This is a genomic window from Streptomyces sp. NPDC046859, from assembly GCF_040645135.1.
Lineage (GTDB): Bacteria > Actinomycetota > Actinomycetes > Streptomycetales > Streptomycetaceae > Streptomyces.
On record NZ_JBEYXR010000008.1, the window covers coordinates 314,152 to 327,904 of the forward strand.

At 71.3% G+C, this 13,753-nt stretch carries 13 protein-coding genes; 7 read left to right on the forward strand and 6 right to left on the reverse strand.

The window, feature by feature from the left end; translation table 11 throughout:
• Window positions 1-17: 17 nt before the first annotated feature.
• On the reverse strand, window positions 18-998 hold the full coding sequence (locus tag ABZ899_RS15530; protein ID WP_361345746.1) for a pirin family protein: 981 nt from the start codon (window positions 996-998) through the stop codon (window positions 18-20).
• Between the two features lie 180 nt (window positions 999-1,178).
• Window positions 1,179-1,661: an SseB family protein gene (locus tag ABZ899_RS15535; RefSeq protein WP_361345748.1), complete on the reverse strand. Its 483-nt coding sequence runs from the start codon at window positions 1,659-1,661 to the stop codon at window positions 1,179-1,181.
• Between the two features lie 194 nt (window positions 1,662-1,855).
• Here ABZ899_RS15535 and ABZ899_RS15540 point away from each other — a divergent pair, with 194 nt between their 5' ends.
• The 3 genes from ABZ899_RS15540 to ABZ899_RS15550 all read left to right on the forward strand — a co-directional run bounded on the left by ABZ899_RS15540 (window position 1,856) and on the right by ABZ899_RS15550 (window position 5,441).
• Window positions 1,856-3,682 (forward strand): acyl-CoA dehydrogenase, encoded by a 1,827-nt coding sequence (locus ABZ899_RS15540; protein WP_361345750.1) that lies wholly within the window; start codon window positions 1,856-1,858, stop codon window positions 3,680-3,682.
• A gap of 131 nt (window positions 3,683-3,813) precedes the next feature.
• Entirely contained in the window at window positions 3,814-5,109 is a 1,296-nt protein-coding gene (locus tag ABZ899_RS15545; protein ID WP_361345751.1) for a M18 family aminopeptidase, read from the forward strand.
• A gap of 86 nt (window positions 5,110-5,195) precedes the next feature.
• The gene (locus ABZ899_RS15550) at window positions 5,196-5,441 is read left to right on the forward strand and encodes a hypothetical protein (protein ID WP_361345753.1); all 246 of its coding nucleotides are present in this window, start codon (window positions 5,196-5,198) and stop codon (window positions 5,439-5,441) included.
• Here ABZ899_RS15550 and ABZ899_RS15555 read toward each other — a convergent pair.
• Window positions 5,429-7,258: an NHL domain-containing thioredoxin family protein gene (locus ABZ899_RS15555; RefSeq protein ID WP_361345755.1), complete on the reverse strand. Its 1,830-nt coding sequence runs from the start codon at window positions 7,256-7,258 to the stop codon at window positions 5,429-5,431. The two genes, ABZ899_RS15550 and ABZ899_RS15555, sit on opposite strands and share 13 nt — an antisense overlap.
• An 89-nt stretch (window positions 7,259-7,347) precedes the next feature.
• Between ABZ899_RS15555 and ABZ899_RS15560 the strand changes: the two genes are divergently transcribed.
• On the forward strand, window positions 7,348-7,845 hold the full coding sequence (locus ABZ899_RS15560; RefSeq protein ID WP_361345756.1) for an LURP-one-related family protein: 498 nt from the start codon (window positions 7,348-7,350) through the stop codon (window positions 7,843-7,845).
• Between the two features lie 8 nt (window positions 7,846-7,853).
• Here ABZ899_RS15560 and ABZ899_RS15565 read toward each other — a convergent pair whose 3' ends face one another.
• Window positions 7,854-8,648: a carbon-nitrogen family hydrolase gene (locus ABZ899_RS15565; protein ID WP_361345758.1), complete on the reverse strand. Its 795-nt coding sequence runs from the start codon at window positions 8,646-8,648 to the stop codon at window positions 7,854-7,856.
• Window positions 8,649-8,877: 229 nt separating this feature from the next.
• Between ABZ899_RS15565 and ABZ899_RS15570 the strand changes: the two genes are divergently transcribed.
• A complete protein-coding gene (locus ABZ899_RS15570) occupies window positions 8,878-9,702 on the forward strand; it encodes a maleylpyruvate isomerase family mycothiol-dependent enzyme (protein WP_361345760.1) in 825 nt (274 codons plus the stop codon).
• A 78-nt stretch (window positions 9,703-9,780) separates the two neighbouring features.
• Window positions 9,781-10,566 (forward strand): class I SAM-dependent methyltransferase, encoded by a 786-nt coding sequence (locus ABZ899_RS15575; RefSeq protein ID WP_361345762.1) that lies wholly within the window; start codon window positions 9,781-9,783, stop codon window positions 10,564-10,566.
• 1 nt (window position 10,567) lies between these two features.
• On the opposite strand, the gene ABZ899_RS15580 is transcribed toward ABZ899_RS15575, so the two are convergent.
• Both ABZ899_RS15580 and ABZ899_RS15585 read right to left on the reverse strand, forming a co-directional pair.
• On the reverse strand, window positions 10,568-11,884 hold the full coding sequence (locus tag ABZ899_RS15580) for an MFS transporter (RefSeq protein WP_361345764.1): 1,317 nt from the start codon (window positions 11,882-11,884) through the stop codon (window positions 10,568-10,570).
• Complete coding sequence (locus ABZ899_RS15585) at window positions 11,881-12,543, reverse strand: GntR family transcriptional regulator (protein ID WP_361345766.1); 663 nt, start codon at window positions 12,541-12,543, stop codon at window positions 11,881-11,883. Before ABZ899_RS15585 ends, ABZ899_RS15580 begins: the two co-directional genes overlap by 4 nt.
• A 231-nt stretch (window positions 12,544-12,774) precedes the next feature.
• On the opposite strand from ABZ899_RS15585, the gene ABZ899_RS15590 reads away from it, so the two are divergent.
• Window positions 12,775-13,653: a serine hydrolase gene (locus ABZ899_RS15590; protein WP_361345768.1), complete on the forward strand. Its 879-nt coding sequence runs from the start codon at window positions 12,775-12,777 to the stop codon at window positions 13,651-13,653.
• Window positions 13,654-13,753 lie beyond the last annotated feature (100 nt).

Sequence of the window (13,753 nt, forward strand, 5' to 3'; positions counted from 1 at the left end):
GCCTCGTGCCGCATCCGTCAGTCCTGCGCGGGTCCGGCGGCGCTCATGCCGTGCACCGCGGGGACGGTGCCCAGGCGGCCCTTCTGGAAGTCCTCGAAGGCCTGCATCAGCTCGTCCTTGGTGTTCATCACGAACGGGCCGTAGTGGGCCATCGGCTCACGGATGGGCTGTCCGCCCAGGAGCACGACCTCCAGGTCGGGCGTGTGGGAGTCCTGCTTCTCGTCGGCGCGGACGGTCAGCGAACCGCCGGCGCCGAAGACCGCGGTCTGGCCCAGGTGGATCGGCCGCCGCTCGGCACCGACCGAGCCCCGCCCGGCGAGCACGTACGCCAGCCCGTTGAAGTCCTCGCGCCACGGCAGGGTGATCTCGGCGCCCGGCGCCACCGTCGCGTGGATCATCGTGATCGGCGTGTGCGTGATGCCCGGTCCGGCGTGCCCGTCCAGCTCACCGGCGATGACCCTCAGCAGCGCGCCGCCGTCGGGGGTGGTGAGCAGCTGGACGTTGCCGCCGCGGATGTCCTGGTAGCGCGGGGCCATCATCTTGTCCCTGGCCGGGAGGTTGACCCACAGCTGCAGACCGTGGAAGAGACCGCCGGACATGACGAGGGACTCCGGCGGAGCCTCGATGTGCAGGAGGCCCGAGCCCGCGGTCATCCACTGGGTGTCGCCGTTGGTGATCGTGCCACCACCGCCGTTGCTGTCCTGGTGGTCGAAGATCCCGTCGATGATGTAGGTGACGGTCTCGAAGCCGCGGTGCGGGTGCCAGGGGGTGCCCTTGGGCTCGCCCGGCGCGTACTCCACCTCACCCATCTGGTCCATCATGATGAACGGGTCCAGATGACGGTAGTTGATCCCGGCGAACGCGCGGCGCACCGGGAAACCCTCACCCTCGAAACCGCTCGGCGCGGTCGTGACGGTGAGCACAGGACGGGCCACGGCCTCCGCGGGCGCGGCGACGCGGGGCAGCGTCAGCGGGTTCTCGACGGTCACTGCAGGCATGTCGGTACCTCCTTGTGCGGCCAGTTTAGTTGAGCGTTGAACTTTCTGCCACCCGGAACGCACAAAGCCCGGAGGGCATTCCCTCCGGGCGCTTGATCCGGGAAAGCGGCTCAGTGTGACAGCGCGAGCCGGGTGGCCGCGCCGGGATCCCCCGCTCCGGCCCACCTGGTCCGGTGTGTTCTAGCCGTACATGCGGCGCATGGCGAACTCGACCATCTGCTCGACGGCCTTCGCGTCGAAGACCATGCGGTGCTCGCCCTCCATGTCGAGGACGAAGCCGTAGCCGGTCGGCAGCAGGTCGATCACCTCGGCGCCGGTGATGACGAAGTACTTGGACTCCTTGCCCGCGTACCGGCGCAACTCCTTGAGCGAGGTGAACATCGGGATCACCGGCTGCTGGGTGTTGTGCAGGGCGAGGAAGCCCGGGTTGTCACCGCGCGGGCAGTAGACCTTCGAGGTCGCGAAGACCTGCTGGAAGTCCTCGGCCGTCACCTGACCCGTGGTGAAGGCGCGCACCGCGTCCGCGAGCGAGGGCGGGGACGGCTCGGGGTAGAGCGGCGACTGCTGGCCGTACCCACCGACGCCACCGGCCATGGGCTGCTGCGGCGGGGCGTACTGCTGCTGCGCGGCTCCCCCGTCCATGGGCTGGCCGTATCCATACATGCGCGCAAGCGTACCCAGCCCCGCCGGGCGCGTGGACCGGTACGGCCACCACGGTCGATCCGGTGGGACCTGTCACAGATCCGGGATCGGGGTTGCGTCTTATTACTGACGGGTAGCATCATCGTAGCTACTTGCTGGTACGTGATCTAGCGCGAGGATCCAGTGCCTCGCCGACCCGCTACGGAGCCGTGACCATGGGGCACTACAAGTCGAACCTCCGCGACATCGAGTTCAACCTCTTCGAAGTACTCGGACGCGACAAGCTGTACGGCACGGGTCCGTTCGAGGAGATGGACGTCGAGACCGCGAAGAGCATCCTGGAGGAGCTGACCCGCCTCTCCGAGAACGAGCTCGCGGAGTCCTTCGCCGACGCCGACCGCAACCCGCCGGTCTTCGACCCGGAGACCAACACCGCGCCCGTCCCCGCGTCCTTCAAGAAGAGCTACCAGGCCTTCATGGACTCCGAGTACTGGCGTCTCGGCCTGCCCGAGGAGATCGGCGGCACCACCGCGCCCCGCTCTCTCATCTGGGCCTACGCCGAGCTGATCCTGGGCGCCAACCCGGCGGTGTGGATGTACTCCTCGGGCCCCGCCTTCGCGGGCATCCTCTTCGAGGAGGGCAACGAGGTCCAGAAGCACATCGCGCAGATCGCCACGGAGAAGCAGTGGGGCTCCACGATGGTCCTCACCGAGCCGGACGCCGGCTCGGACGTGGGCGCCGGCCGCACCAAGGCCGTGCAGCAGGAGGACGGCTCCTGGCACATCGAGGGCGTGAAGCGCTTCATCACCTCCGGTGAGCACGACATGTCGGAGAACATCCTCCACTACGTGCTGGCCCGCCCCGAGGGCGCCGGCCCCGGCACCAAGGGCCTGTCCCTCTTCCTCGTCCCGAAGTACCTCTTCGACTTCGAGACCGGCGAGCTGGGCGAGCGCAACGGCGTCTACGCCACGAACGTCGAGCACAAGATGGGCCTGAAGGCGTCCAACACGTGCGAGATGACGTTCGGCGACAAGCACCCCGCCAAGGGCTGGCTGATCGGCGACCGGCACGACGGCATCCGCCAGATGTTCCGCATCATCGAGTTCGCCCGCATGATGGTCGGCACGAAGGCGATCTCCACGCTGTCGACGGGCTACCTCAACGCGCTGGAGTACGCCAAGGAGCGCGTCCAGGGCCCCGACCTGGCGAACTTCATGGACAAGAGCGCGCCCAAGGTCACCATCACCCACCACCCCGACGTGCGCCGCGCCCTCATGACGCAGAAGGCGTACGCGGAGGGCATGCGCGCCCTGGTGATGTACACCGCCTCCGTCCAGGACGCCATCCAGGTCAAGGAGGCGAACGGCGAGGACGCCAAGACCGAGCACGCGCTGAACGACCTGCTCCTGCCGATCGTCAAGGGCTACGGCTCCGAGAAGGCCTACGAGCAGCTCGCCCAGTCGCTGCAGACCTTCGGCGGCTCCGGCTTCCTGCAGGAGTACCCGATCGAGCAGTACATCCGGGACGCCAAGATCGACACCCTGTACGAGGGCACCACCGCCATCCAGGGCCAGGACTTCTTCTTCCGGAAGATCGTCCGCAACCAGGGCGCGGCCCTGAACTCGCTCGCCGAGGACATCAAGAAGTTCCTGGCGGTCGGCGAGGGCGGCGAGGAGCTGGCAGGCGCCCGCGAGCACCTGGCCAAGGCCGCCGTCGAGCTGGAGGCCATCGTCGGCCTCATGCTCACCGACCTCGCGGCCACCGAGCAGGACGTCAAGAACATCTACAAGGTCGGCCTGAACACCACCCGCCTGCTGATGGCCTCCGGTGACGTCGTCGTCGGCTACCTGCTGCTCAAGGGCGCCGCGGTCGCCGCCGAGAAGCTGCCGAACGCCTCCGCCAAGGACAAGGCGTTCTACACCGGCAAGATCGCGGCGGCGAAGTTCTTCGCGGCCAACGTCCTGCCCGGCGTGACCGGCGCGCGCAAGCTCGCCGAGGGCATCGACCTGGACCTGATGGAGCTGGACGAGACCGCCTTCTAGGACCGGCCCGCGCGGGAACGGCTCACCGGCAACGGGCCGTTCCCGGCACTCACGGACAATCCACATCGCCCGCACGAGGGCCCGCTCCCCTTCCCCGGGAGCGGGCCTTCGCACGTCGTTAAGGTGAACCCATGAGCGCACCCCCCCGCTTCGACCGCGGCCACACCGACGACCTGATGTCCTTCCTCGTGGCGAGCCCGTCGCCGTACCACGCCGTGGCGAACACCGCCGAACGGCTCGAGAAGGCCGGCTTCCGCCAGGTCGCCGAGACGGACGCCTGGGACGGGTCGAGCGGCGGCAAGTACGTGCTCCGCGGCGGCGCCATCGTCGCCTGGTACGTCCCCGAGGGCGCGGCACCCCACACGCCGTTCCGGATCATCGGCGCCCACACCGACTCCCCCAACCTGCGCGTCAAGCCGCTGCCCGACACCGGCGCGCACGGCTGGCGCCAGGTCGCCGTCGAGATCTACGGCGGACCGCTGCTCAACTCGTGGCTCGACCGCGACCTCGGCCTCGCCGGCCGGCTCACCCTGCGGGACGGCTCGACCCGGCTGGTGAACGTCGACCGCCCCCTGCTGCGCGTCCCCCAGCTCGCCATCCACCTCGACCGCGCGGTCTCCACGGACGGCCTCAAGCTCGACAAGCAGCGCCACCTGCAGCCCGTGTGGGGCCTCGGCGACGCCCGCGACGGCGACCTGATCGCCTTCCTGGAGGAGACCGCCGGGATCGCCCCCGGCGAGGTCACCGGCTGGGACCTCATGGTCCACCCCGTCGAGCCCCCCGCCTACCTGGGCCGCGACAAGGAACTCCTCGCCGGACCCCGGATGGACAACCTGCTCTCCGTCCACGCCGGCACCGCCGCGCTGACCGCCGCGGCCGGCTCCGGCGCCGAGCTGCCCTGCATCCCGGTGCTCGCCGCCTTCGACCACGAGGAGAACGGCTCCCAGAGCGACACCGGCGCCGACGGACCGCTGCTCGGCGGCGTCCTGGAACGCTCGGTGTTCGCCCGCGGCGGCTCGTACGAGGACAAGGCCCGCGCCTTCGCCGGCACCGTCTGTCTCTCCTCCGACACCGGCCACGCCGTCCACCCCAACTACGCCGAGCGGCACGACCCCACGCACCACCCGCGCGTCAACGGCGGCCCCATCCTCAAGGTCAACGTCAACAACCGCTACGCGACGGACGGTTCCGGCCGTGCCGTGTGGGCGGCGGTCTGCGAGAAGGCGGACGTCCCCTTCCAGTCCTTCGTGTCCAACAACTCCATGCCGTGCGGCACCACCATCGGTCCCATCACCGCCGCCCGGCACGGCATCCGCACGGTCGACATCGGCGTCGCGATCCTCTCCATGCACAGCGCACGGGAGTTGTGCGGTGTCGACGACCCGTGGCTGCTCGCGAACTCCCTGGCGGCCTTCCTGGAGGGCTAGTTGGGACGGGCGCCGCATGGACGCCCCCGGCCGGGGTACCCGGAGGTCCGGGCCGGAACGTCCGGACCGGACAGGAGGCGACACTCATGGGCCTCGGCGGGTGCATCATCCTCATCGCCGCGGGAGCCATCCTCACGTTCGCGACCGACTGGGAGATGGACGCGGTGAACCTCGACCTGGTCGGGGTCATCCTGATGATCGTGGGCCTCATCGGCGTCACGACCTTCAGCAGCATCGCCCGGCGCAAGCGCGTGGTGGTGCCGCCCGCGACCCCGGTCGTCGGCGAGGACCCCCACCGGCGGGACGGCTACAACGGCGGCTACGGCGTCTGACCGTCCGGCCCCGCGAACACCAGCGGCAGCCGGCCGGCGCCCCCGCCGGCCGGCCGGACGGGGACGTCCCAGTCGCGCCGGTGCAGACGGCAGGCCGGATACGGGACCGAGGGATCGTCGTCGCAGGACGCCACCCTCGCCGAGACGTGCAGGACGCCGGCACCGGCGGACGGGTCGAACACGAGGGTGCGGGAGAGCGACGTCCCCGCACCCTCACCCGTGCGCAGCAGCCGCTGCGGCGTCGCGGACACCAGCAGCCGGGCCGGCGGCCCGTACCGGTCGTCCGGGCGCTGCCCCGCGGGTGCCTCGAAGAGCACGTCCAGCACCACCTCGCCGGGGGCCACTTCCGTCACCGCCCGCCGCGCAGAGCGCTCCGCTCCCCGTACGGCCTCCTCCGGCAGCCGCAGCCGGGTCAGCCGATGCCGGCCCGACTCCACGACCACGACGTCCCCGCCCACCGCCACCGCGCCCGTCGGCTCCCGCAGATCCGTGGCCGGCGTGGAGACCTCGCCGGTCGCCGGGTCGTAGCGGCGCAGCGCGTCGTTGTAGGTGTCGCCGACCAGGACCGAGCCGTCCGCGAGCGCCGTGACGCCCAGCGGATGCTGGAGCAGCGCCTGCCCGGCCGGACCGTCGCGGTGCCCGAAGTCGAAAAGACCGGTGCCGACCGCCGTGCGCACCACACCCCGGCGGTCCACCCAGCGCAGCGCGCTCGTCTCCGCGTCGGCCACCCACAGCCGCTCCCCGTCCGGTGACACGGCGAGTCCCGACGGCTGCGCGAACCACGCCTGGTCCGCCGGGCCGTCGACGAGCCCCTCGTCCCTCGTCCCCGCCGCCACCTCGACGGTCCCCGCCACCGGGTCGTACGTCCACAGCTGGTGGACACCGGCCATGGCGATCCACACCCGCCCGCCGAACAGCGCCACGTCCCAGGGCGAGGACAGGTCCACCTCCCGCGCCGGACCCGCCGTGGCCGCCCCCCGCCACCACTGCCGTCCGGTGCCCGCCACCGTCGTCACCTCGCCGGTCGCGAGGCCGACGCGGCGCAGCGCGTGGTTGACGGTGTCGGCGACGAGCACCGACCCGTCGTCCAGGAGCAGCAGCCCCTGCGGCTCGCTGAACGACGCCGAGCCCGCCGGGCCGTCGGCGAACCCGCGCACCCCCGAGCCGATCCGCCGTACGACGCTCTCCCCGTCCTCGGCGAACTCCACCAGCCGGTGCCGGGAGGTGTCGCTCACCAGGAATCCCCCGCCGGGCAGCGCCACGGCCTTCCCCGGGAAGCGCAGCTCCGTCGGCTGCGGCTCCGGCGGCACGTACGGCCCGGCCCCGCGCCGCAGCGTGCCCTTCGCCGCGTGCTCCGCCTCCAGCTCCGTCACCAGCCGTTCGATGGCCTGTACGTGCCCCTCGCCGGAGTGCTGGGCGACGACGTACCCCTCCGGGTCGATCACGGCGAGCGTCGGCCACGCCCGCACCGCGTACTGCTTCCAGGTCTCGAGCCCGGGATCGTCCAGCACCGGGTGCTCCACCCCGTACCGCTCCACGGCGTCGGCGACGGCCGTGTGCTCGGTCTCGTGCGCGAACTTCGGCGAGTGCACCCCGACCACGACGAGGGTGTCCGGGTGCCCGGCCTCCAGCTCGCGCAGCTCGTCGATGACGTGCTGGCAGTTGACGCAGCCCGCCGTCCAGAAGTCGAGCAGCACGATCCGCCCGCGCAGGTCGGCCAGGCGGTACGAGCGGCCGCCCGTGTTGAGCCAGCCGCCCGCCCCGGCCGGCTCGGGGGCGCGGACGCGGGGGGCGCGCCGGGGTGCGGAGTCGGTCATCTCCCCAGGGTGCCACCGGCCGCGCCGGACTCAGCCCGTCGGCCTACACGCGTGGGTTCCGGGGCGGGCGGCGGGGAAGCCCTCGTGACATGAGATTTCTCGTGCGGGACCGGCTGCTCGGCTTCGGGGACGACTACTGGATCGAGGACGACCGGGGAGAGAAGGTCTTCCTCGTCGACGGCAAGGCCATGCGGCTGCGGGACACCTTCGAGCTGAAGGACGTGCGGGGACGCGTCCTCATCGACATCCACCAGAAGATGTTCGCGCTGCGCGACACCATGGTGATCGAGCGGGACGGCCGGCCGCTGGCGACGATCCGGCGCAGACGGTTGTCGCTGCTGCGCAACCACTACCGGGTGGCGCTCGCGGACGGCAGCACCGAGCTCGACGTCAGCGGCAAGATCCTGGACCGGGAGTTCGCCGTCGAGTACGACGGGGAGTTGCTGGCCGTCGTCTCGCGCCGCCGGCTGCACGTCCGGGACACGTACGGCGTGGACGTCGTGCGCGACGACGCCGACCCGGCGCTGCTGATCGCGGTGGCGGTGTGTGTGATCCACCTCGCGGAGAAGGAGCGCGGGGACGACTGAGGCGCGGCTCAGCGCCGGGGCGGGGCGAGTCCGAGCACGCGGTCCTTCAGGGCCGGGAACTGATCCCGCGTCACCGCGACCCGGCCGGGGTCGAACTCCACGGTGAGGACCTGTTCGCCGGGCCCCGCCTGGGCCAGGACCTCGCCCCAGGGGTCCACCACGATCGAGTGACCGGCCTGGGGAACACCGGCGTGCGTCCCGGCCGTTCCGCAGGCGAGCACATACGCCTGGTTCTCCACGGCACGGGCCTGGGCGAGCAGCGTCCAGTGCGCCCGGCGGCGCTCGGGCCAGCCGGCGGGGACGACGAGGGTCTCGGCGCCGGCGTCGGCGAGGCCGCGGAAGAGTTCGGGGAAGCGCAGGTCGTAGCAGGTGGCGAGGCCCAGCGTGGTGTCGGGCAGCCGGACCGTCACGAGGTCCCGGCCCGCGCCCATCAGGACGGCCTCGCCCTTGTCGAAGCCGAACCGGTGGATCTTGCGGTAGGCGGCGGCCAGGTCTCCCGAGGGGGAGAAGACCAGGGACGTGTTGTAGAGCGGTCCGTCGGGATCGCGTTCGGGGACGGACCCGGCGTGCAGCCAGACACCGGCGTCGCTCGCCGCCTTGGCCATGGCCTCGTACGTGGGTCCTTCGAGCGGTTCGGCCTCGGTGCCGAACTCCTCGTAGGCGAAGGCGCCGGTGGTCCACAGCTCGGGCAGGACGACGAGATCCGCTCCGGCTTGATCTCGTACCAGGGAGGCAACCCTCACCCGGCGCGATTCCACCGATTCGTCCTCATTCACATCGATCTGGAGCAAAGAGGCGCGCACACTACCACCGTCCTGGCATTCGAGCCGTCCACACGGGCCTACGATCGTCACACGAAAGCACTGCCGGGGTGCCTCACAGCAGCGTAACTTTGGGGGTCCCCCCTGTTCGAGCGCAGCCGAGAACGCGGGGGACCGCCGAGACACCCGCCGACAGCCGCCGCCGCCCACTGGCACCGCCGCCAGAACCTGCCCGCGAACCGACGTACCAACCGCCGAGGGGTCCCGTTCCGTGAGTCTGCATCCCACCCTCCAGCCCTACGCCGACGCCTGGACCCACTCCATCGAAGCGATATCCGAACTGGTGACACCGCTCGTCGAAGGGGAGTGGAACCGGCGCACCCCCTGCCCCGGCTGGTCGGTGCGCGACGTCGTCTCCCATGTCATCGGGCTGGACTGCGAGATGCTGGGCGACCCGCGCCCCATCCACACGCTGCCGCGCGACCTCTTCCATGTGACCAACGACCACCAGCGCTACATGGAGATGCAGGTCGACGTCCGCCGTCACCACACGGCGCCGGAGATGACGTCGGAGCTGGAGTACACGATCATCCGCCGCAACCGCCAGCTGCGGAACGAGAGCCGTGACCCCGGCACCAAGGTGCGCGGCCCGCTGGGCGCGGAGCTGACCCTGGAGGAGGCGATGCGCGCGCACGCCTTCGCCGTGTGGGCGCACGAGCAGGACCTGCGCGCAGCGCTGGGCCGCCCCGGGAACCTGGACTCCCCCGGCGCGCTCGTCACCCGGGACGTGCTGCTCGACCGGATGCCGGAGGTCATGGCCACCAAGGTGGACGCGCCCCGCAGTTCGGCGATCGTGCTCGACGTGCACGGCCCGGTGGAGTTCCTGCGCACGATCCGGATCGACATCCAGGGCCGGGGCACCCTGGAGACGGCCCCGGCACTGGGCCCGGCCGCCTCGCTGAGCCTGGACTGGGAGACGTTCGTACGGCTGGCCTGCGGCCGGGTCACGCCGGAGGCGGTGGCGGACCGGGTGAAGACGGAGGGCGACCCCGACCTGACGGCGGCCATCCTGCGGAACTTCACGGTCACCCAGTAGCCCGTCGCGGGCGGCGGGACGCGGCGGGGGCCGAAATCCGCTGTCGCCGCCGCCCCGGTCCCGGCTACCGTCCCCGCCGTGACCGAGACCGACACGCACCCCGCGCACCCTGCCGCCGAGCCGCCACGGCTGACCCGGCTGACCTTCCACGGCCCGCTGTCCGAGCACCGCGCCGGCCGGCTGGTCGAGCGGCTGGCCCGCACGGGTCCCGCCACCGTCCTGGACATCGGCTGCGGCTGGGGCGAGTTGATGCTGCGGGTCCTTCAGGCGGTGCCGGGGGCCACCGGGGTCGGGATCGACCTGAACACGGAGGACCTGGCCCGGGGGCGGCGCGCCGCCGAGGAGCGCGGGCTGGCCGGACGGGCGGAGTTCGTGGAGGAGTCGGCGACGGGGACGTCCCGTGGCCCGGCCGACCTGGTGCTGTGCGTCGGCTCCAGCCAGGCCCTCACCACGCTGGAGCCGCCCGGGCACACCGCCGAGGCGCTGCGGGCGCTGCGCGGCCTGGTCGCCGACGGGGGCCGGGTGCTGCTCGGGGAGGGCTTCTGGCAGCGTCCGCCGGCGGAGGCCGAGCTCGCGGGCATGTGGCCGGGCGCGAGCGAGGCCGACCACCACGACCTGGGCACCCTGCTGGACCTCGCGGTGGAGGCCGGTTTCCGTCCGGAGTGGACGGAGACGGCGGACGCGGGTGAGTGGGAGGAGTTCGAGTCGGCGTACCAGGCGGACGCCGAGGTGTGGCTGGCCGGCCACCCGGACCATCCCCGGGCGGCCGAGACGCGCGAGCGCCTCGACCGGCACCGCGCCCAGTGGATGAGCTATCGCGGCATCCTCGGGCTCGCGTATCTCACGCTGGTGCCCGCGCGGTGACTCAGGCGGGGACGTGCACGGTCTCCACGCGGCTGGCGACCAGGCGTTCCCGCTCGCGGCGGGCGGCGCGTCCGCGCAGGCGCAGGATCTGGCTGACGCCGAGGGCCTGGAGGACGAAGACGGCCGAGAAGGCGATCCGGTAGTCGTCGCCCGTGGCGTCGAGCAGCACACCGACCGCGAACAGCGTCGTCATGGAGGCGATGAAGCCACCCATGTTGGTGATGCCGGAGGCGGTGCCCTGCCGCTCGGGCGGGTTGGCCGGGCGGGCGAAGTCGAAGCCGAGCATGGAGGCCGGTCCGCAGGCGCCGAGGACCACGCACAGCACGACGAGCAGAGCCATCGGTGCCGTGTCGCCGGGCCAGGCCAGGGTCGTCGCCCACAGGACGGCGGTGGCGGCGACCGTGCCGAGGGCGAGCGGCAGCCGGGCGCCGTGGTGCCGGGCGACGACCTGTCCGTAGACGAGGCCGACGGCCATGTTGGACAGGACGACGAGGGTGAGCAGCTCACCGGCGGTGGCGCGGGTCAGTCCCTGCGCCTCGACCAGGAACGGCAGCCCCCACAGCAGCAGGAACACCATCGCCGGGAACTGCGTCGTGAAGTGCACCCACATGCCCAGCCGGGTGCCGGGCTCCCGCCAGGACGCGGCGATCTGGCGGCGGACGTAGGCGGCGCCCTGGTGCGGCAGGGGCTCCGGTTCGTGGCCCTCGGGGTGGTCCTTGAGGAACAGCAGGGTCAGCACGAGCACCACGACGCCCGCGCCCGCGCTGCCCGCGAAGGCCGCGGTCCAGCCGACGCCGTGCAGCAGCCGGGCCAGGACCAGGGTGGAGACGAGGTTGCCCGCCATGCCGACGAGACCGGCGAGCTGGGCGACCAGCGGGCCGCGCCGGGCCGGGAACCAGCGGGTGCCCAGCCTGAGGACGCTGATGAACGTCAGCGCGTCGCCGCAGCCCAGCAGGGCGCGGGAGGCGAGGGCCATGCCGTACGACGGGGAGAAGGCGAAGGCGAGCTGTCCCGCGGTGAACAGCACGGCGCCCATGGCGAGCACCTTCTTGGTGCCGAGCCGGTCGACGAGCAGGCCGACCGGTATCTGCATGCCCGCGTACACGAGCAGCTGGAGGATCGAGAACGTCGACAGGGCGGAGGCGTTCACGTCGAAGCGGTCGGCCGCGTCGAGTCCGGCGACCCCCAGCGAGGTGCGGAAGATGACGGCGACGAAGTAGACGGAGACGCCGATGCCCCAGACGGCGATCGCGCGGCGGCCGCCCAGGGGCGCCCGCTCCGGAGAAGGGCCGCCGGGCAGGCTGGTGGCCGGCTTCATCGCTCCTCCCCCCGCGCGAGGTGGGAGAACCAGTCGATGTGCCGGTGGACCAGCTCGACGGCCGCCCCCGGGTCGCCGGAGCGCAGCGCCGTGAGGATCTCCTCGTGCTCGCTGAGTGTCTTGGCGATCCGGTCGGGATGGGAGTGCATCACGGCGACGCCCATGCGCAGCTGCCGGTCGCGGAGCTGGTCGTAGAGGCGGGAGAGGATCTCGTTGCCGCCGCTGCGGACGATCTCGGCGTGGAAGCAGCGGTCGGTGACGGCGGCCGCGGCGAAGTCGCCTGCGGCGGCCTGGGCCTTCTGCCGGTCGAGCAGTTCCTCCAGGCGGGCGAGGAGCCCGGGGGGAGCGGGGACGGCCTTGCGCGCCGCGTGCTCCTCGACGAGCATGCGCGTCTCCACGACGTCCTTGATCTCCTGCGCGGAGACCGGCAGGACCAGGGCGCCCTTCTTCGGGTAGAGCTTGAGCAGCCCCTCGGCCTCCAGTCGCAGCAGCGCCTCGCGGACCGGGGTGCGGGAGACACCGACGGCGTCGGCGAGCTCACCCTCGGTGAGGAGCGTGCCGCCCTCGTAGCGGCGCTCCAGGACGCCCTGTTTCACATGCCGGTAGACGCGGTCGGCTGCGGGCGGCTGCTTCACGGGGGCGGGCGGGGCGGTAGGCATGCCCACAGCATAGATACAACACGTACGCAAGGGCAGAGCGGTCCACGATACGGACCCGTCCGGTGGAATCTCCCGGCAAAGAAGCGCCGTCCGGGCCAGCGGCGGCACAACCATGTGTGCTACTTACGTGTCACACACGTGCGGCCCCACTTTCTTCCCCTCCAACTCGGCCGCACCGCAGGGGCATAAGACGTAATCGGGGTAAATCAGTTGATAACTGCACACAAGGGCATGCGTGTTCGCAGGGCCGCCGCCGTCGTCCTCACGACCGGCGCGGTCCTCGCCTCCGGCGCCCTCACGGCGGCGCCCGCGCAGGCCGTCACCACGCCCTCGATCAATGCCAAGGGCGGGTTCCTGATGAACAGCGCCAACGGCCAGACGCTCTTCTCGAAGTCGGCGGACACGAAGCGGCTGACCGCGTCCACGACGAAGGTCATGACCGCGAAGGTGGTCCTGTCGCAGTCGAACCTCAACCTCGACACCAAGGTGACCATAAAGAAGGAGGTCAGCAACTACATCGTCGCCAAGGGGGCGTCCTCCGCGAACCTGATCGTCGGTGACAAGGTCACCGTCCGTCAGCTGCTGTACGGGATGATGCTCAAGTCCGGCTGCGACGCCGCGATGACGCTCGCCGACAAGTTCGGCACCGGCACCACGGTCAACGCCCGCGTGAAGTCGTTCATCGGCAAGATGAACACCATGGCCAAGAGCCTGGGCATGACGAACACGCACTTCGACTCGTTCGACGGCATCAGCAACGGCTCGAACTACTCGACCCCGCGCGACCTGACCAAGCTGGCCCGCAGCGCGATGGGCTCCTCGACGTTCAAGACCGTCGTCAAGACGAAGTCCTACACGGCGAAGACCATCACCAAGACCGGCTCCACCCGCACGATGGCGGCGTGGAACAACACCAACACCCTGCTCGGCTGGAACGGCACGCTCGGCGTGAAGACCGGCTCGGGCACCGAGGCGAAGTACTGCCTCGTCTTCGCGGCCACCCTCAACGGCGAGTCCGTGATCGGCACCGTGCTCACCGCCTCCTCGGAGGCCAACCGCACGGCGGACGTGAAGAAGCTCATCACCTACGGCTACGCCAGGATCAGCTGACCTTCGGCGAGCAGCGAGAGGGCCCGGCGGCGCTTGACCACGTGGGGGCAGATGCCCATGTCGATGTCGCGGGGCATGACGCGGCCGGGCACGGGTTCCT